Source organism: Enterobacter sp. 4974935 (assembly GCF_058661735.1).
On sequence record NZ_JBZWGT010000003.1, the window covers coordinates 3,057,296 to 3,075,533 of the forward strand.

At 53.0% G+C, this 18,238-nt stretch carries 15 protein-coding genes and 7 tRNA genes; 16 read left to right on the top strand and 6 right to left on the bottom strand.

What is annotated here, in order from left to right; translation table 11 throughout:
* Position 1 precedes the first annotated feature (1 nt).
* Positions 2-547 (bottom strand): replication initiation negative regulator SeqA, encoded by a 546-nt coding sequence (seqA, locus tag AC4OVS_RS15935; RefSeq protein WP_003858650.1) that lies wholly within the window; start codon positions 545-547, stop codon positions 2-4.
* Between the two features lie 183 nt (positions 548-730).
* Between seqA and ybfF the strand changes: the two genes are divergently transcribed.
* The 4 genes from ybfF to fur all read left to right on the top strand — a co-directional run bounded on the left by ybfF (position 731) and on the right by fur (position 3,344).
* The gene (gene ybfF, locus AC4OVS_RS15940) at positions 731-1,504 is read left to right on the top strand and encodes an esterase (RefSeq protein ID WP_022647446.1); all 774 of its coding nucleotides are present in this window, start codon (positions 731-733) and stop codon (positions 1,502-1,504) included.
* Between the two features lie 128 nt (positions 1,505-1,632).
* Positions 1,633-1,920 (top strand): LexA regulated protein, encoded by a 288-nt coding sequence (gene ybfE, locus AC4OVS_RS15945; protein ID WP_003858652.1) that lies wholly within the window; start codon positions 1,633-1,635, stop codon positions 1,918-1,920.
* Between the two features lie 155 nt (positions 1,921-2,075).
* Positions 2,076-2,606 (top strand): flavodoxin FldA, encoded by a 531-nt coding sequence (gene fldA / locus AC4OVS_RS15950; RefSeq protein WP_003858653.1) that lies wholly within the window; start codon positions 2,076-2,078, stop codon positions 2,604-2,606.
* A 291-nt stretch (positions 2,607-2,897) separates the two neighbouring features.
* Positions 2,898-3,344 carry a ferric iron uptake transcriptional regulator gene (gene fur / locus AC4OVS_RS15955; RefSeq protein ID WP_003858655.1) on the top strand — a complete coding sequence of 149 codons (447 nt, stop codon included), beginning with the start codon at positions 2,898-2,900 and terminating at the stop codon, positions 3,342-3,344.
* Between the two features lie 92 nt (positions 3,345-3,436).
* Here fur and chiQ read toward each other — a convergent pair whose 3' ends face one another.
* From chiQ to nagE, 4 genes are all read right to left on the bottom strand, one after another.
* Complete coding sequence (gene chiQ / locus AC4OVS_RS15960) at positions 3,437-3,763, bottom strand: ChiQ/YbfN family lipoprotein (protein ID WP_023299602.1); 327 nt, start codon at positions 3,761-3,763, stop codon at positions 3,437-3,439.
* A 47-nt stretch (positions 3,764-3,810) separates the two neighbouring features.
* A complete protein-coding gene (gene chiP / locus AC4OVS_RS15965) occupies positions 3,811-5,208 on the bottom strand; it encodes a chitoporin ChiP (protein ID WP_017694280.1) in 1,398 nt (465 codons plus the stop codon).
* 447 nt (positions 5,209-5,655) lie between these two features.
* Positions 5,656-7,323, bottom strand: a complete 1,668-nt coding sequence (glnS, locus tag AC4OVS_RS15970) for a glutamine--tRNA ligase (protein WP_015571127.1) — start codon at positions 7,321-7,323, stop codon at positions 5,656-5,658.
* Between the two features lie 169 nt (positions 7,324-7,492).
* Positions 7,493-9,442 (bottom strand): PTS N-acetyl glucosamine transporter subunit IIABC, encoded by a 1,950-nt coding sequence (gene nagE / locus AC4OVS_RS15975; protein ID WP_022647444.1) that lies wholly within the window; start codon positions 9,440-9,442, stop codon positions 7,493-7,495.
* Between the two features lie 325 nt (positions 9,443-9,767).
* On the opposite strand from nagE, the gene nagB reads away from it, so the two are divergent.
* The 12 genes from nagB (at position 9,768) to AC4OVS_RS16035 (ending at position 16,633) form a co-directional block, all read left to right on the top strand.
* Complete coding sequence (nagB, locus tag AC4OVS_RS15980; RefSeq protein WP_003858663.1) at positions 9,768-10,568, top strand: glucosamine-6-phosphate deaminase; 801 nt, start codon at positions 9,768-9,770, stop codon at positions 10,566-10,568.
* Positions 10,569-10,623: 55 nt separating this feature from the next.
* The gene (gene nagA / locus AC4OVS_RS15985) at positions 10,624-11,772 is read left to right on the top strand and encodes an N-acetylglucosamine-6-phosphate deacetylase (protein WP_023299598.1); all 1,149 of its coding nucleotides are present in this window, start codon (positions 10,624-10,626) and stop codon (positions 11,770-11,772) included.
* Between the two features lie 8 nt (positions 11,773-11,780).
* On the top strand, positions 11,781-13,001 hold the full coding sequence (gene nagC, locus AC4OVS_RS15990; protein ID WP_022647442.1) for a DNA-binding transcriptional regulator NagC: 1,221 nt from the start codon (positions 11,781-11,783) through the stop codon (positions 12,999-13,001).
* A gap of 45 nt (positions 13,002-13,046) precedes the next feature.
* Positions 13,047-13,799 carry a ribonucleotide monophosphatase NagD gene (gene nagD / locus AC4OVS_RS15995; protein ID WP_003858667.1) on the top strand — a complete coding sequence of 251 codons (753 nt, stop codon included), beginning with the start codon at positions 13,047-13,049 and terminating at the stop codon, positions 13,797-13,799.
* A 250-nt stretch (positions 13,800-14,049) separates the two neighbouring features.
* Positions 14,050-15,714 carry an asparagine synthase B gene (gene asnB / locus AC4OVS_RS16000; RefSeq protein WP_015571128.1) on the top strand — a complete coding sequence of 555 codons (1,665 nt, stop codon included), beginning with the start codon at positions 14,050-14,052 and terminating at the stop codon, positions 15,712-15,714.
* A gap of 225 nt (positions 15,715-15,939) precedes the next feature.
* A tRNA-Met gene (locus AC4OVS_RS16005) sits at positions 15,940-16,016 on the top strand.
* 8 nt (positions 16,017-16,024) lie between these two features.
* Positions 16,025-16,109 (top strand) — tRNA-Leu (locus AC4OVS_RS16010).
* A 23-nt stretch (positions 16,110-16,132) separates the two neighbouring features.
* A tRNA-Gln gene (locus AC4OVS_RS16015) sits at positions 16,133-16,207 on the top strand.
* Positions 16,208-16,239: 32 nt separating this feature from the next.
* Positions 16,240-16,314: transfer RNA gene (locus AC4OVS_RS16020), tRNA-Gln, on the top strand.
* A 17-nt stretch (positions 16,315-16,331) separates the two neighbouring features.
* Positions 16,332-16,408 (top strand) — tRNA-Met (locus AC4OVS_RS16025).
* A gap of 41 nt (positions 16,409-16,449) precedes the next feature.
* A tRNA-Gln gene (locus AC4OVS_RS16030) sits at positions 16,450-16,524 on the top strand.
* A 34-nt stretch (positions 16,525-16,558) separates the two neighbouring features.
* A tRNA-Gln gene (locus AC4OVS_RS16035) sits at positions 16,559-16,633 on the top strand.
* Between the two features lie 379 nt (positions 16,634-17,012).
* On the opposite strand, the gene ubiF is transcribed toward AC4OVS_RS16035, so the two are convergent.
* Positions 17,013-18,188 (bottom strand): 3-demethoxyubiquinol 3-hydroxylase, encoded by a 1,176-nt coding sequence (gene ubiF / locus AC4OVS_RS16040; protein WP_491922562.1) that lies wholly within the window; start codon positions 18,186-18,188, stop codon positions 17,013-17,015.
* Positions 18,189-18,238 lie beyond the last annotated feature (50 nt).

The following is an 18,238-nucleotide window of genomic DNA, read 5'->3' on the forward strand; positions in this document are numbered from 1 at the left end:
GTTAAATTGTACCGCAAACCTTTTCGATCAATTCCGCCGGGAACTGCATGGACTGCATGATATGTTCGATCATGCTGCACTTGCGGCCCGTATTGGTATTGGTGATCACCCAGTATGGCGTACCGGGAACATGTTTGGGTTTGGTTTGGTTGCCATTTTGCAGCAGGGTCTGCTCGTCACCTGCGAAGTAAACGCGCGTGCGACCGTGCAGCGACTCTGTCGCTTCTGCAAATGCGTTGTTATCCAGTGAATAAAGTGTAGACAGCACCAGCATAAAGCGGTTAACCGCCTTTTTCTGCTCTGCATATTCATCGGACAGCAGCAGCTCGCGCATCGCGCGCACTTTGTCTTTTGCCGGCATGACGGCAGGTTTTACTTGTGCAACAACGCTCGGCTGAGACACGACATCTTTAGTGACAGGAGTGGGCTGTGAGGCGGCGGAAATTTTAAGCATGCGCCGTAAAATGTCGGACGCGCTCTCCCCAATATGCCGCGTCTGGCTGGCAATATACTGATAGAGTTCGTCATCAACTTCGATTGTTTTCATCTTAATCCAGTGCGATATCTTATCTGAATACAAGTCGTTGAGATTATAAGGTCTAATCCCAACAGCGGATAGCGTCAAACCAGGTTGGCGGCAAAAGTCAGATTAAACTGGATCCTTGCCCCCGGGCGGCAGAATGGTCAACATGATACCCTAACCTGACAAACCTAAAAAAAGAACTTTGCCATGAAATTGAATACCCGAGCGCAAACTGCACAATCGCCGAACAATAATTCTCCCATCGTACTGGTTCACGGCCTGTTTGGTAGCCTGGATAACCTGGGCGTGCTGGCGCGCGATTTAGTGACCGATCACGAGATCCTCCAGGTTGATATGCGCAATCACGGTCTTTCAGGGCGCTCGGAGGAGATGACCTACGCAGCCATGGCGCAGGATCTGCGGGACACCCTCGATGCGAATAATATCCAGAAAGCGACGCTCATCGGGCATTCAATGGGCGGTAAAGCGGTGATGGCGCTTACAGCGCTGGCCCCTGAGCGAATTTCCGGTCTGGTGGTCATTGACGTTGCGCCCGTCAATTACGACGTTCGCCGTCACGATGAGATTTTCGCTGCGATCAATGCCGTGACAGAGTCAGGCGTCTCCACACGCCAGCAGGCGGCAGCCGTTATGCGCGAGCATCTCGATGAAGAAGGCGTAGTCCAGTTCCTGCTGAAATCCTTTGTTGACGGACAATGGCGCTTTAACGTCCCGGTACTGTGGGATCAGTATTCGCATATTGTGGGGTGGGAAAATGTCCCCGCCTGGCCGCACCCTACCCTCTTTATTCGCGGCGGCAACTCCCCTTACGTCACTGACGCGTACCGTGACACGCTGCTGGCGCAATTTCCGCAGGCTCGCGCTCACGTCATCGCCGGTGCCGGGCACTGGGTCCACGCGGAAAAACCGGATGCGGTCCTGCGCGCCATTCGCCGCTATCTTACTGATACAGCGAATTGATTAAAAAGCCAGCGACCGGAAGACGACGGGCTTCCAGTCGTTGGCGTGTGGATATGGGTGATGTATGATGGCGCGCTTATCGCCCGGGCATTAGCAGGGCGGCGTGTTTCCCCCGAAGTCTCAGAATCATGGCCAAAGAACAAACGGACCGTACGACACTAGATCTGTTCGCGAATGAGCGTCGACCGGGACGACCGAAAACGAATCCGCTTTCGCGCGATGAACAGCTGCGTATCAATAAACGCAACCAGCTTAAACGCGATAAAAATCGTGGGCTTAAGCGTGTCGAACTCAAGCTGAATGCCGATGCCGTCGATGCGCTTAACGAGTTAGCTGACGCGCGCAACATCAGCCGCAGCGAACTGATCGAAGAGATGCTGATCGCCCAGCTTGAGACGTTACGCGGCAAGGCGTGAGTCAGAAAATCCCCAATATTACCTTTTTCATGTAGCACAGAGTGCAGTCCTGCGTGATAGCTGTTTCCGCAGGGTTGCCTGTTCTGCTATTATTGCCCTTATCCGTGGACAATTTGCGCCACCATACCATTAAGTTTCAAGAGGTTATTTTACTCATGGCAATCATCGGCATTTTCTTTGGCAGTGATACCGGCAATACTGAAAATATCGCAAAAAACATTCAAAAACAGCTCGGTAAAGACGTTGCTGATGTGCATGACATCGCCAAGAGCAGCAAAGAAGATCTCGAGGGCTATGACATCCTGCTGTTGGGCATCCCGACCTGGTACTACGGTGAAGCACAGTGTGACTGGGACGATTTCTTCCCGACGCTGGAAGAAGTCGACTTCAACGGCAAGCTGGTTGCCCTGTTTGGCTGTGGCGATCAGGAAGACTACGCTGAGTATTTCTGTGATGCGCTGGGCACTATTCGCGACATCATTGAGCCGCGCGGTGCGGCGATCGTTGGTCACTGGCCAACAGCGGGTTACCACTTCGAAGCTTCCAAAGGTCTGGCAGATGACGATCACTTCGTTGGCCTTGCCATTGATGAAGACCGTCAGCCAGAGCTGACCGCAGAGCGTGTAGAAAAATGGGTTAAGCAGGTTCGTGAAGAGCTGAACCTGGACGATATCCTTAACGCCTGATATCCCTGCGGCGCAACTCCGGTTGCGCCCGTTGTCCAGGTAAAACCGATTAAATTAATTGCTACAAACTTTTAACTTTTTCGTCCAGACCTGTACAATATCCCCCTGGTAAAAAGTGGGTGCCATCGAACAAGTTTGTTGGTGATACCACGTTTTTATAAGCATACTTTGCTTGAGACTTGCAGTTTTCATTTAGCCATGGCAGTTCTATAATGAGACGCATTATCCCAAGTGCATTTTCTGTCACTTCTTCTTTTGAAGTGAATCGTTTAGCAACAGGACAGATTCCGCATGACTGACAACAATACCGCATTAAAGAAAGCTGGCCTGAAAGTAACGCTTCCTCGGTTAAAAATCCTTGAAGTGCTTCAGGGGCCAGACAATCACCATGTCAGTGCGGAAGACCTTTATAAGCGTCTTATCGATATGGGTGAAGAGATTGGGCTGGCAACCGTCTATCGTGTGCTGAACCAGTTTGATGACGCGGGCATTGTTACTCGTCATAATTTCGAAGGCGGTAAATCCGTGTTCGAGCTGACTCAGCAACACCACCACGATCACCTGATCTGCCTCGACTGTGGCAAGGTCATTGAATTTAGCGATGATTCCATTGAATCACGCCAGCGTGAAATCGCCGCCCGTCATGGCATCCGCCTGACCAACCACAGCCTGTACCTGTACGGTCACTGTGCTGAAGGGGATTGCCGCGAAAATGAACATGCTCACGACGCAAAATAAGTCAGTGTTAATACTCTGAGCCAACCGTGAGGTTGGCTTTTTTTTGCCTGGAAAAAGCCCGGTAAGCGCAGCGCCACCGGGCGTAAAGCAACTTATTTATTGTTATTGCGAATCTCGTCCCATATCTTATCGCAACGCTTCGCCACTTCCTGATCGTTACCGGTTTTACGCGCCTGAATACAGGCCTGGTAATCCATCACGCGAACGTTTTCCTGCGTGGCGAATTGCTCATGGGCTTTGTCTTTTTTTAGCTCGTTCAGCACGCTTTGACAGGCTTCAATCTTCTCAGGTGAACCTTGTGCGGTATTGATGCAAGCGCTATACGCCTCTTTCAGACGGGAGTCTTCTTTCGGCGCCTGATCCTGCGCGCACGCCACCAGCCCGAATGCCAGCAGCGCAACGATTACCCTTTTTTTCATCATGTTCAGTCTCCATAACGGCGGGACACAGCCCGCCGCAGCATTCATCAGAAGATGGTAAATGGCGCAATGACCATGAATTTCACGTCGCGCTCATCCTGGAAGATGTTGCCGTAACCGCCCGCGTAGCTCGGGATATCGGAGTGGTTGTCATACTGGGTGAAGTGCAGTTTGAACATCGTGCCTTTCGCACGGCCCTCCTGCAGGGTATAAATCGCATCCAGACTGTATGAAGACTCTTTCAGACGGTAGTTCGGATCGTAGTAGGCGTCTGGCGTAGCCATATCCGCTGGCTTCGCGTCCCAGGCATACGCGTAGGACGCGCCCACTGCCCAGCCAGGCAGGTTCCAGTTCTTCAGATCATACATTGCGCCGAAGAAGACTGCCTTTTCGCCGTCGGCGTTGAAGTCAGAGCGGTTATCCCACCAGATATCCAGACGACCGTTGGAAGAGGCGTAGGTTGGCGTCATACGTTGCAGGAAATAGCCCTGTTGCCCTTCTGCCTTGACCCATGTCCCCTCCAGACGCAAATCAACCTGACCCACCTTGTAGCCGAAGGTCAGCGCCTGTAACCACGCGGTGCCGTCATAAATATCATTTACGCTGCCATCGCTGACCTTGTCGCGCGTACCGTAGAACTGATAGCTGGTGCTCAGCGGGCTACCTGCGATATCAAATTTGTAGCTGGCTTTAGCAAAGTACTGATCAATATAACCTTCAGCCTGACCAAAAGCCGCTTCCAGCACCAGATCGTTTTTGAAGTCGTACTTCGCCCCCAGCGAGTGGAGATAATCAACTTTGGTTTTTTTATCGTTTTGATAGAACTTGTCCATCTCAATGTGCCACGGCGCTTTGTACTCGTTGGTCCACATATAGGAGAAGCTCAACGCCCCCGCATCGCCGTAGTCAAAATTAGCACCGGCTTCCGCGCCCTGATAGGTACCTGGCATAAAGCTCCAGTGCGGCGCTAACAGCGTCTGACCGGTTGGCTGGATATAACCACCACGCGCCCAGACCGGGCCATATTTGAATTTTGCAGCCGCTTTATACAGGCTGATTCCGCTTTTATCGCCGGACCAGTCTTCGTCGTAAGCTTTATTGCTGGAGGAGAACGCAATTTCGTTCGGATGGCCGCTGTCGCCATTTTCGGCCATTTCAATTGCGGTGAACGCTGCAATATCGATCCCGAACATATCGGCGGCATATCCCGACTGGAAATCCAGGTTGGCGTTCCAGGTCGAGTGAGAGAGGTTAGTTTTGTATTTATCTTCAGTGACGTCTTTACGGTCACGCTCACGTTGCCAGTAATAAATACCGCCCGTAAGGGTGGAATCTTCAATGAAACCTGCTGCTTTTGCCTCTGGCGCAACCACCAGGCCCGACATTGCTGTCACACCGGCGATAGCCAGCGCCAGCGCACTACGTTTGCCACTGAACGTACGCATAGATTATTCCTCTTTGACGAATTAAAACGCCTTAAACGGCGAAAAACAGAAAAGACCAAATGGTCAGGGGTAGTCAGAAATACCCTCGAATTAACTACCGTCTTTAGGTTATTTTTCGCGACGCGAATTATCAATGCTTTTAATCAGGCAAAAGTCAGGATTATGACGAAGAGCACATATTTCGTAGTGCTTTGTAACATTTACCGTGAAGCGAGTACTGGCGGGGGAATACGCTAATTTTCAGCAAGTAACATTGAGATTGAGAATATATTTTTCAGCGTTTCTGTTTTTGGAAAACAACAAACTTTTTTTAAATAAAATAAGTAGCACCACATTGACCTGGAATGTTGGCTTTAAAAGATTATCCCGATGCTTAACGACATGATCGTTAAATAAAAAAACGCCGCATTACGCGGCGTTTGTTTCTCATTGACCAGAGCAGCGTTATTATTCGCCGATCTTAGTCCAGGTATCACGCAGACCCACGGTACGGTTAAATACCGGTTTTTCTGCCGTGCTGTAACGACTGTCCAGGCAGAAATAACCCTCACGTTCGAACTGGAACGCTTTACCGGCTTCAGCGGCTTTTAGAGACGGCTCGGCATACCCCTGCTTGATAATCAGCGACTCAGGGTTAATAACCGCCAGGAAGTCTTCCGCTGCGCCTGGGTTAGGCACGCTGAACAGACGGTCGTAGAGACGGATCTCAACCGGCAGCGCATGCTGCGCGCTCACCCAGTGGATTACACCTTTCACTTTACGGCCATCCGCCGGATCTTTGCTCAGCGTCTCTGCGTCGTACGTACAGAAGATGGTCGTGATGTTACCTTCCGCATCTTTCTCTACGCGCTCGGCTTTGATTACATAGGCGTTACGCAGACGTACTTCTTTGCCCAGCACCAGACGCTTGTACTGCTTGTTCGCTTCTTCGCGGAAGTCGGCACGATCGATCCAGATTTCACCGCTGAACGGCACGTCGCGGGTGCCCATTTCCGGTTTGTTCGGATGGTTAGGCATAGAGACCAGTTCGCTCCCGCCCTGCGGATAGTTTTCGATAACCAGTTTCACTGGATCGATCACCGCCATCGCGCGCGGCGCGTTTTCGTTCAGGTCTTCACGAATGCAGGATTCCAGAGACGCCATTTCGATGGTGTTGTCCTGCTTGGTGACGCCGATACGTTTGCAGAACTCACGAATGGACGCAGAGGTGTAGCCACGACGACGCAGGCCAGAAATGGTCGGCATACGTGGGTCGTCCCAGCCTTCAACGTGCTTGTCAGTGACCAGCAGATTCAGCTTACGCTTGGACATCACGGTGTATTCCAGGTTCAGACGAGAGAACTCGTACTGACGCGGATGCACAGGAATGGTGATGTTATCCAGCACCCAGTCGTACAGACGACGGTTGTCCTGGAATTCCAGCGTGCACAGAGAGTGCGTAATGCCTTCCAGCGCATCGCTGATACAGTGGGTGAAGTCGTACATCGGGTAGATGCACCACTTGTTACCGGTCTGGTGGTGTTCTGCGAACTTAATGCGGTACAGCACCGGATCGCGCATCACGATGAACGGAGACGCCATATCGATTTTGGCACGCAGACACGCTTTACCTTCTTCGAAGCCACCGGCACGCATTTTTTCAAACAGCGCCAGGTTCTCTTCCACGCTACGATCGCGGAACGGACTGTTCTTACCAGGCTGAGTCAGCGTACCACGGTATTCACGGATTTCGTCAGCAGAGAGCTCGTCGACGTATGCCAGACCCTTGTTAATCAGTTCAACCGCATAGGCATACAGCTGATCGAAATAGTCTGAGGAGTAGCAGATATCGCCAGACCAGTTGAAGCCCAGCCATTGCACGTCGTTTTTAATCGACTCAACGTATTCGATGTCTTCTTTTACTGGGTTGGTGTCATCGAAACGCAGGTTGCACTGCCCCTGGTAGTCTTGCGCAATACCAAAGTTCAGGCAGATCGATTTGGCGTGACCAATGTGCAGGTAGCCATTTGGCTCCGGCGGGAAACGCGTGTGGACTGTGGTGTGCTTACCACTGGCCAGATCTTCATCGATGATCTGACGAATAAAGTTACTCGGGCGGGCTTCTGCCTCACTCATCGTGGATTCCTCAAAGCGTAAACAACGTATAACGGCATATGATCTTATAAGCCGGACGTAGTGACAACCCTTAAAACGTCCCGGAAGAAAATAATGGGGGCAATTGCTGCAAAAAAAAGCGGCGGAGGATATCCCCCGCCGCTAAAGGCATAACTCTACTCAGGAGCGATTACTTGCCTTTAATCTCATACAGTGGCGTTTGGCCTGCAACTACCTGCCCCTGCGCCTGGATCACCAGACCGCTGAAGTCGTCGATGTTGCTGCACACTACCGGGCTTATCATGGAGCGCGCGTTGGCGTTCAGGAACTCCAGATCCATTTCCAGAATCGGCTGGCCTGCCGCCACTTCAGCGCCCTCTTCCACCAGGCGAGTAAAGCCCTGACCGTTCAGCGCAACGGTATCGATACCCATATGGACAACGATCTCCGCGCCTTTTTCCGTTTCCAGGCAGAACGCGTGGTTGGTGTTGAAGATTTTCACGATAGTACCGGCTGCCGGAGAGACCACGGTTTTGTCCGTTGGTTTCACCGCCACGCCATCACCGACCGCTTTGCTGGCGAACGCTTCGTCAGGCACCTGCTCAAGCGCAACAACGTCACCTGTCACCGGAGAAACCAGCGCAGCGATGGTCACCGCATTTGGCACAGCCTGCGGTTTTGCAACCGGCGCGTCAGCCACTGGCGCGTTATCCGTTGAGGCGGCAGCGACCGGCCCACGGGCAACCACTTTTTTCATTTCATCGCCGATAGATTCGGCTTTCGCACCCACGATAACCTGGATGGTTTGTTTGTTCAGCTTCACCACACCAGACGCACCAAGGCGTTTGCACATTGCATCGCTCACGCGTGCGGAGTCGCCCACGGTCAGACGCAGACGGGTAATACAGGCATCGATCGCTTTCAGGTTGTCGGTGCCACCCACAGCGGCAATATAGCTGGTTGCCAGCTGGGTTAAACCCTCTTCGGTATTGCTGTTGGCTTCACTGGTCACAACATCATCTTTCGTATCTTCGCGGCCCGGCGTCTTCAGGTTAAACATACGAATAACCGCGCTGAACAGAACGAAGTAGATTACGAAGAAGATCAGGCCCATCACCACCAGCATCCAGACGTTGCTGCTTGCCGCTGGCAGGTTGTACATCAACACATAGTCGATAGCGCCTGCGGAGAAGGAGAAGCCTGCATGGATACCCAGAAGGGTGGCAACGAACAGGCTGATACCGGTCAGGATCGCGTGCATCAGATACAGCAGCGGAGCCAGGAACATGAACAGGAATTCCAGCGGCTCGGTCACGCCGGTCAGGAAGGCGGTGATCGCAACGGACAGCAGCATCCCGCCAACCATTGGGCGACGCGCTTTCGGCGCAGCCAGGTACATTGCCAGCGCGGCGCCAGGCAGACCAAACATCATGATTGGGAAGAAGCCGGACATGAACATGCCCGCGGTGCCGTCGCCTGCGTAGAAGCGGTTGATATCACCGTGGAATACCGCGCCAGCCGCGTTGGTGAACTCACCAATCTGGAACCAGGCGATGGTGTTCAGTACCTGATGCAGACCGGTGGGGATCAGCAGACGGTTAATGAAACCGAAGATGCCCGCGCCCATTGCGCCCGCAGATACGATCCACTCGCCACCCGCATGGATAGCATGCTGAACCGGTGGCCAAACGTAGCCAAAGATGGCGGCGAGGATCAGACAGAAAAAGCCCGTCGCAATCGGCACAAAACGTTTACCGCCGAAGAAGCTCAGGAAGTCAGGCAGTTTGATACCCGCCCAGCGGTTGTACACGGCGCCACCGACCAGACCGGTAATGATACCCGCCAGTACACCCATGTTGATTTCCGGGTTGATGGTTACCATCGCTTTCGTGAGGATGAAGTAACCTACCGCCCCTGCCAGTGCCGCAGCACCGGCGCTGTCTTTTGACCAGCTTGACGCCACGCCGATGGCGAAAATCAGCGCAAGGTTGTCAAAAATGGCGCCGCCTGCCTGGGCAATAAACGGCACATTAAGAAGATCGGGTTGCCCGAATCGCAGCAGCAATGCTGCAACCGGTAGCACGGCGATAGGGAGCTGCAAAGCCCTACCGAGGCGCTGGAAAAAACCTAAAATATTCATCCTATTCCCCCTACGAGACCCTTTGTTAAGACTCGCGCATAAACTATGTTTTTATTGTGTCACGAACGATAGATACTGTTGATGATTCACTGGCAGTGTGAGTGTGTGAAAAATTAATTCGTATCGCAAATTAAACACCTATTTTTTGTGATTATTGTCACCAAATATCGTATTAAACCCTCCCTTTAACTGGCTAACCACGAAAACTTATTTTATCATTCAAAAAATCAAGACGGATTGATCCGGCCTGAAAGGTTCCAGGTTACGCTTAGTTCAGGTTGCACTAATCATCCGCCCACTTTTACTTAAACTTTAGAGGTGAATAATGAGACTGATTCCCCTGGCAACAGCTGAACAAGTCGGAAAATGGGCTGCTCGTCATATCGTTAACCGCATCAACGCGTTCAAACCAACAGCCGATCGTCCTTTCGTACTCGGTCTTCCAACCGGTGGTACTCCCCTGACCGCGTATAAGGCTTTGGTTGAAATGCACAAAGCGGGCCAGGTTAGCTTTAAACATGTTGTGACCTTCAACATGGACGAATATGTCGGCCTGCCAAAGGAACATCCGGAAAGTTACCACAGCTTTATGCACCGTAATTTCTTCGATCACGTTGATATTCCGGCTGAAAACATTAACCTGCTGAATGGAAACGCGCCTGATATTGACGCAGAATGCCGTCAGTATGAAGAAAAAATCCGTTCCTACGGTAAAATCCACCTGTTTATGGGCGGCGTAGGCAACGATGGTCATATCGCGTTCAACGAACCGGCATCTTCACTGGCTTCCCGTACCCGTATTAAAACGTTGACCCATGACACGCGTGTGGCTAACTCCCGCTTCTTTGACGGCGACGTCAATCAGGTGCCGAAATACGCGCTGACCGTGGGTGTGGGTACACTGCTGGATGCCGAAGAAGTGATGATTCTGGTGCTGGGCGCAGTGAAAGCGCAAGCGCTTCAGGCTGCCGTTGAAGGCAACGTGAACCATATGTGGACGATCAGCTGCTTACAGTTGCATCCAAAAGCGGTTGTCGTGTGTGACGAACCGTCCACCATGGAGCTGAAAGTGAAAACGCTGAAATACTTCAACGAGCTGGAAGCTGAGAACATTAAAGGTCTGTAATTGAATAACCGCCTCTTTATATCAGGGGCGGTCGCTTTTTTAACCGGGGGTCGATATGTACGCTTTAACCCACGGTCGGATTTATACCGGCCATGAAATTCTGGATGACCATGCGATTGTAATCGCCAATGGCCTGATTGAACGTGTTTGCCCGCTGGCGGAACTGCCGCCGGAGATCGAACAACGTTCCCTCAATGGAGCAGTAATCTCCCCCGGTTTCATCGACGTACAGCTTAACGGCTGCGGCGGTGTCCAGTTTAACGATACCGCAGAGGCGGTAACGGTTGAAACGCTGGAAATCATGCAAAACGCCAACGAGAAATCGGGCTGCACCAGCTATCTGCCAACGCTGATTACCAGCAGCGATGACCTGATGAAACAGGGTATCCGCGTCATGCGTGAATACCTGGCAAAACATCCGAATCAGGCGCTGGGTCTGCACCTGGAAGGACCATGGCTGAATATGGTCAAGAAAGGCACCCATAACCCGAACTACGTGCGCAAACCGGATGCCGAGCTGGTGGATTACATGTGCGCCAATGCCGATGTGATCACCAAAGTGACGCTGGCACCGGAAATGACCGGCACGGACGTTATCAGCAAACTGGCCGCCGCCGGGATTGTGGTATCTGCGGGCCATTCGAACGCGACGCTTAAAGAGGCGAAGGCCGGTTTCCGCGCAGGTATTACATTTGCCACACACCTTTATAACGCGATGCCGTATATTACCGGTCGCGAACCGGGACTCGTTGGCGCAATTCTGGATGAACCAGACGTCTACTGCGGCATTATCGCCGACGGCTTGCATGTCGATTACACCAACATCCGCAACGCCAAGCGCCTTAAAGGCGACAAGCTCTGCCTGGTCACGGATGCAACCGCTCCGGCAGGAGCGAATATTGACCAGTTCATTTTTGCTGGTAAAACAATATACTACCGGAATGGACTGTGTGTGGATGAGAACGGCACGCTGAGCGGTTCTTCTCTGACGATGATCGAAGGGGTACGTAACCTCGTTGAACATTGCGGCATTGCGCTTGAGGAAGTGCTGCGCATGGCCACGCTTTATCCGGCGCGCGCTATTGGCGTCGATAAACAGCTCGGCGGTATTGCGCCAGGTATGGTTGCAAACCTGACGGCGTTCACACACGATTATAAAATTATTAAGACCATCGTTAATGGTAACGAGGTCGTCACTGAGTAAGTAAAAGTATGACACCAGGCGGACAAGCTCAAATCGGTAATGTCGATCTCGTTAAACAACTTAACAGCGCGGCAGTTTATCGCCTGATTGACCAGCACGGGCCAATCTCACGCATTCAGATAGCCGAACAAAGCCAGCTTGCTCCCGCCAGCGTGACAAAAATTACACGTCAGCTTATTGAGCGCGGCCTGATCAAAGAAGTGGATCAGCAGGCCTCCACCGGCGGCCGCCGCGCGATTTCCATCGTCACTGAAACCCGCAATTTTCAGGCCATTGGCGTTCGCTTAGGCCGTCATGACACCACGCTTACGCTCTACGATCTGAGCAGCAAGGCCATTGCCGAAGAGCACTACCCCCTTCCTGAGCGCACACAGGAGACGCTCGAACACGCGTTACTGAATACCATCGCGCAGTTTATCGAAAGCTGTCAGCGCAAGATCCGTGAACTCATCGCCATCTCGGTGATTTTACCCGGTCTGGTTGACCCGGAAAGCGGCGTTATTCGCTACATGCCGCACATTAAGGTAGAGAACTGGGGGCTGGTTGAGGCGCTGGAAAAGCGCTTCAAGCTGACCTGCTTTGTTGGTCACGATATCCGCTCGCTGGCGCTGGCGGAGCACTACTTTGGTGCGAGCCAGGACTGCGAAGACTCTATTCTGGTGCGCGTTCACCGTGGTACAGGTGCGGGTATCATCTCGAATGGCCGCATTTTTATTGGTCGTAACGGTAACGTAGGCGAGATCGGTCATATCCAGGTGGAACCGCTTGGCGAGCGCTGCCACTGCGGTAACTTTGGCTGTCTTGAAACCGTTGCCGCCAATGCCGCCATTGAACATCGCGTCCGCCACCTGCTGGAGCAGGGTTATCAGAGCCGCGTCACGCTGGGCGACTGTAAGATCGGTGCCATCTGCAAAGCGGCAAACAAAGGCGATGCGCTGGCCTGCGAAGTGATCGAACAGGTAGGACGCCACCTGGGTAAGACCATCGCCATTGCCATCAACCTGTTTAATCCGCAAAAAGTGGTGATTGCCGGCGAGATCGTTGAAGCCGAAAAAGTATTACTGCCTGCCATTGAAGGCTGCATCAATACCCAGGCGCTGAAGGCATTTCGCCAGAATTTGCCGGTGGTGCGATCTACGCTCGATCACCGCTCGGCAATTGGCGCATTCGCCCTGGTAAAACGTGCCATGCTCAACGGGATCCTGCTGCAACATTTGCTGGAATCCTGATCGGACCTTATAGTAACGCCTTCTTTTTTTGATGTCGGATTGTCCATGACCATTAAGAATGTAATTTGTGATATCGACGGCGTGCTGATGCACGACAACGTTGCCGTGCCAGGTGCTGCGGAGTTTCTTCACCGCATCATCGACAAAGGAATGCCACTGGTTCTTCTCACGAACTACCCTTCACAGACTGGTCAGGATCTGGCAAATCGCTTTGCTACCGCGGGTGTCAACGTCCCGGACAGCGTGTTTTATACCTCTGCGATGGCGACCGCGGATTTCCTGAAGCGTCAGGAAGGCAAAAAAGCCTACGTGGTTGGCGAAGGCGCGCTGATCCACGAGCTGTATAAAGCGGGCTTCACCATCACCGACGTGAATCCGGACTTTGTCATCGTGGGCGAAACGCGCTCCTTTAACTGGGAGATGATGCATAAAGCAGCCTACTTTGTCGCCAATGGTGCACGTTTTATCGCCACTAACCCGGATACGCATGGTCGTGGTTTTTATCCCGCCTGCGGTGCGCTGTGCGCCGGTATCGAAAAAATCTCAGGCCGTAAGCCGTTTGTTGTCGGCAAACCGAGCCCGTGGATCATCCGCGCTGCACTGAATACAATGCAGGCACACTCAGAAGAAACCGTCATTGTTGGCGACAACCTGCGCACCGATATTTTGGCCGGCTTCCAGGCCGGGCTTGAAACCATCCTGGTGCTTTCTGGCGTTTCACAGCTTGATGACATTGATACGATGCCGTTCCGGCCAAGCTGGATTTACCCCTCTGTCGACGAAATCGACGTTATTTGATTCAGAACCACGCCTCAGGGCGTGGTTTTTCATTTCTGCTGCCTGAAAATATCACTTCATCTAACGAAATCAGCTCTTCATTGAGAAATCATCAATAGAATGGCTTAATGCATACTCTTTTTTTAAGATTCGGCAATTGCCATTGCACTTTTTACGTTTTCATCGGTAAAACGCTTGCGCCCCCTCCCCTTTTTGCGGCATTTTCATAAGCAAGCAACATCACAACGCAACAGGGTTAACGGAGAAGGTTATGTGTTCTATTTTTGGCGTACTGGATATTAAAACTGACGCGGGCGAACTGCGTAAAAAAGCACTCGAATTGTCCCGCCTGATGCGCCACCGCGGTCCGGACTGGTCAGGCGTTTACGCCAGCGATAAAGCGATTCTGGCTCACGAACGTCTTTCCATTGTTGATGTCAACGCTGGCGCACAGCCGCTGTATAACGAGAAAAAAACGCACGCGCTGGCTGTTAACGGTGAAATTTACAACCATCAGGCGCTGCGCGCTGAGTACGGCGATCGCTACGCGTTTCAGACCGGCTCAGACTGCGAAGTGATCCTGGCGCTGTATCAGGAGAAAGGCCCGGAGTTCCTCGACGACCTGCAAGGTATGTTCGCCTTCGCGCTGTACGACAGCGAAAAAGACGCTTACCTGATTGGCCGCGACCATATTGGTATTATCCCGCTGTACATGGGACACGATGAACACGGTAACTTCTACGTTGCCTCAGAGATGAAAGCCCTGGTACCGGTGTGCCGCACCATCAAAGAGTTCCCGGCAGGTAGCTACCTGTGGAGTAAAGACGGCGAGATCCGCCCGTACTACCAGCGCGACTGGTTTGATTATGAGGCGGTGAAAGACAACGTGACGGACAAAGCCGAACTGCGTCAGGCACTAGAGGAGTCAGTGAAAAGCCACCTGATGTCAGACGTACCCTACGGCGTACTGCTCTCCGGCGGTCTGGACTCCTCCGTGATCTCCGCGATCACCAAGAAATTCGCCGCACGTCGCGTGGAAGATCAGGAGCGCTCTGAAGCCTGGTGGCCGCAGCTGCACTCCTTTGCCGTGGGTCTGGAAGGGGCACCTGACCTGAAAGCCGCCCAGGAAGTGGCGAACCATCTCGGCACGGTGCACCATGAAATTCACTTCACCGTACAGGAAGGTCTGGATGCGATCCGCGATGTGATCTATCACATTGAAACCTATGATGTGACCACCATTCGCGCCTCCACGCCGATGTATTTGATGTCGCGTAAGATCAAAGCGATGGGCATCAAGATGGTGCTCTCCGGCGAAGGTTCTGACGAAGTGTTTGGCGGTTATCTCTATTTCCACAAAGCACCGAACGCCAAAGAGCTGCATGAAGAAACGGTGCGTAAGCTACAGGCGCTGCACATGTTTGACTGCGCGCGCGCCAACAAAGCGATGTCCGCCTGGGGTGTGGAAGCCCGCGTGCCGTTCCTCGATAAGAAATTCCTCGATGTGGCGATGCGCATTAACCCGCAGGACAAAATGTGCGGCAACGGCAAAATGGAGAAACATATCCTGCGTGAATGTTTTGAATCCTACCTGCCGGCGAGCGTGGCGTGGCGTCAGAAAGAGCAGTTCTCCGATGGCGTGGGTTACAGCTGGATCGACACCCTGAAAGAGGTAGCGGCAAAACAGGTTTCTGATCAACAACTGGAAACTGCGAGCTTCCGCTTCCCGTACAACACGCCAGCCTCGAAAGAAGCGTATTTGTACCGTGAGATCTTTGAGGAGCTGTTCCCGGTTCCAAGTGCAGCCGAGTGCGTACCGGGTGGTCCATCGGTCGCCTGCTCTTCTGCTAAAGCCATTGAATGGGATGAATCCTTCAAAGCCATGAACGATCCGTCAGGACGCGCAGTGGGCGTTCACCAGTCTGCCTATAAATAATGTTCAGAGTATCATCAGGCCCTCCGGGGCCTGATTTTTTTGCCTCTCTTTTCCCCGCATAAAATCGATTAATAACCAATAATTGTCGAATATTCGGCCTCGCTGTTCGCAACCTAACCAAACAGTCACATTCCGGCTATTTTCATTGAAAAAGGTGTTGACGCTGCAAGGGTCTATACGCATAATGCGCCCCGCAACGCCGATAAGGTAACGCGAAAAAAAGATGGCTACGTAGCTCAGTTGGTTAGAGCACATCACTCATAATGATGGGGTCACAGGTTCGAATCCCGTCGTAGCCACCATCTTTTTTGCGGGAGTGGCGAAATTGGTAGACGCACCAGATTTAGGTTCTGGCGCCGCAAGGTGTGCGAGTTCAAGTCTCGCCTCCCGCACCATTCCCAGGTAAGCGTTGCACGGATGGGGTATCGCCAAGCGGTAAGGCACCGGTTTTTGATACCGGCATTCCCTGGTTCGAATCCAGGTACCCCAGCCATATTTCTTCGATCATGCGGTTCTCCGCGGTATTGGGGTATCGCCAAGCGGTAAGGCACCGGTTTTTGATACCGGCATTCCCTGGTTCGAATCCAGGTACCCCAGCCATCGAAGATTGCAGTACTGGCTACGTAGCTCAGTTGGTTAGAGCACATCACTCATAATGATGGGGTCACAGGTTCGAATCCCGTCGTAGCCACCATATTTATGTTATCGAATACGATTCGGTAAACTGAACATTGTTGGGGTATCGCCAAGCGGTAAGGCACCGGATTCTGATTCCGGCATTCCGAGGTTCGAATCCTCGTACCCCAGCCACTTTAAAGTCGTTAAGCAGTTTGTTTAACGCAATTGGGGTGTCGCCAAGCGGTAAGGCTCTGGTTTCTGATACCAGCATTCCGGGGTTCGAATCCCTGCACCCCAGCCACTTAAAACAAACAAGCCCGCTCTGCGGGCTTGTTTGTTTTTGTTGCTCAGAATAGTGCGGCCTGATGCCCTCACCCTAACCCTCTCCCACGGGGCTGAGGGATCCCCAGTAATTTTTTTATGCAGAAGCAATAAAGTTGCTTTCTAAATGACTGAGGGCTGTCAGCGATGCCCTGGTCCGGCTGTAAATCGCTGAGCCACCCTGGCACGTTCACCGGTCATGTCGTTACAGAGTAGCAAGGAACATAAAGTGAACGGAATGACCACCACCGCCGTATGTTCCCCTCACCCTAACCCTCTCCCCGGAGGGGCGAGGGGATTGCTCAGTGCTCGCATTAATTTGTGGGGAACCCTCAGCCCACGGGGAGAGGGAATAAAGATTAGAGTCCGAGGGCGTATTTCAGTGCCTGACGCTTCAGACCACCGGCACGTTCCGCTGCCATCAATCCAATATTGCGCAGTATCCGCACCGGACCCACGTCATTGCTGAACCCGGCATAGAACAGATCCATCCCCGACTGCATAATGAAGTTATCCGCCATACGGCGCGTCTGGTAGCGCTTCAGTATCTCATGGCTGGCCCAGGCTTCCGCGTGGGCGCGAGCGTTACCCAGCACATCCAGTAACGCATCGACGTCACGGTATCCCAGGTTAACCCCCTGCCCCGCCAGCGGATGAATGGTGTGCGCCGCGTCTCCCACCAGGGCCAGCCCTTCACGGGCATACTGCAACGCATGGCGTCGCATCAGCGGGAATGCGCCAGCGGCAACCGGGGTCACGTTACCCAGACGGCGCGGGAAGTGCTGGCGGATTTCGCGCTGCAACTGATCCATGGACAGCCCCTGCAACTGTCGAATGCGGGCCGGCTTGTCGTACCACACCAGCGAAGCCCAGTTATCAAACAACGGTAAGAATGCATGCGGGCCGTTCGGCGTAAAATGCTGCCAGGTGCTTTCGCCCGGCGCGTTTTCTGACTGCACGGTGATCAGCATGCAGGACTGGTGATACTGCCAGGCATGGATCCCAATGCCTGCCATCTGCCTGACCTGCGAGTTCGCGCCATCCGCCCCCACCACCAGCTTTACGGCCAGCTCATCGTCGTTATCCAGCGTCAGGAGATATCCACCTTCATGACGATGCAGGGCTTTCAGCGAGTCCGGAACGCGCAGCGTCACCTTCGGGTGCACCTCCAGCGCCTGCCAGAGCGCCTGCTGGAGCACGTTGTTTTCCACCATATAGCCCAGACGCGGCAGTTTCAGCTCGGCGGCGTCAAACGAGACGTGAGCATTTTCCCACTCCCAGGTTTCAAGACGGCTGTAGGGGTGCGCGCGCATCGCCAGCACCGCCTCCCAGACGCCCAGCCCGCGAAGCAGATCAACAGAGGACGCGCTGATGGCGGAAATACGCACGTCCGGTTGGCTGGAAGGATCGAATACCGGCGGAGCCGCCTGTTCAATAACGGTTACGTCAAATCCCTGCTGCGCCAGCCCCAGCGCCAGTGCGCCGCCGACCATACCGCCGCCAACAACGGCAACTTCGGTGTTCAGGAGTGTCATGGTCACTATTCCTTATTGGAGAATACCTTAAGTTTACCGGATTTTTGCGG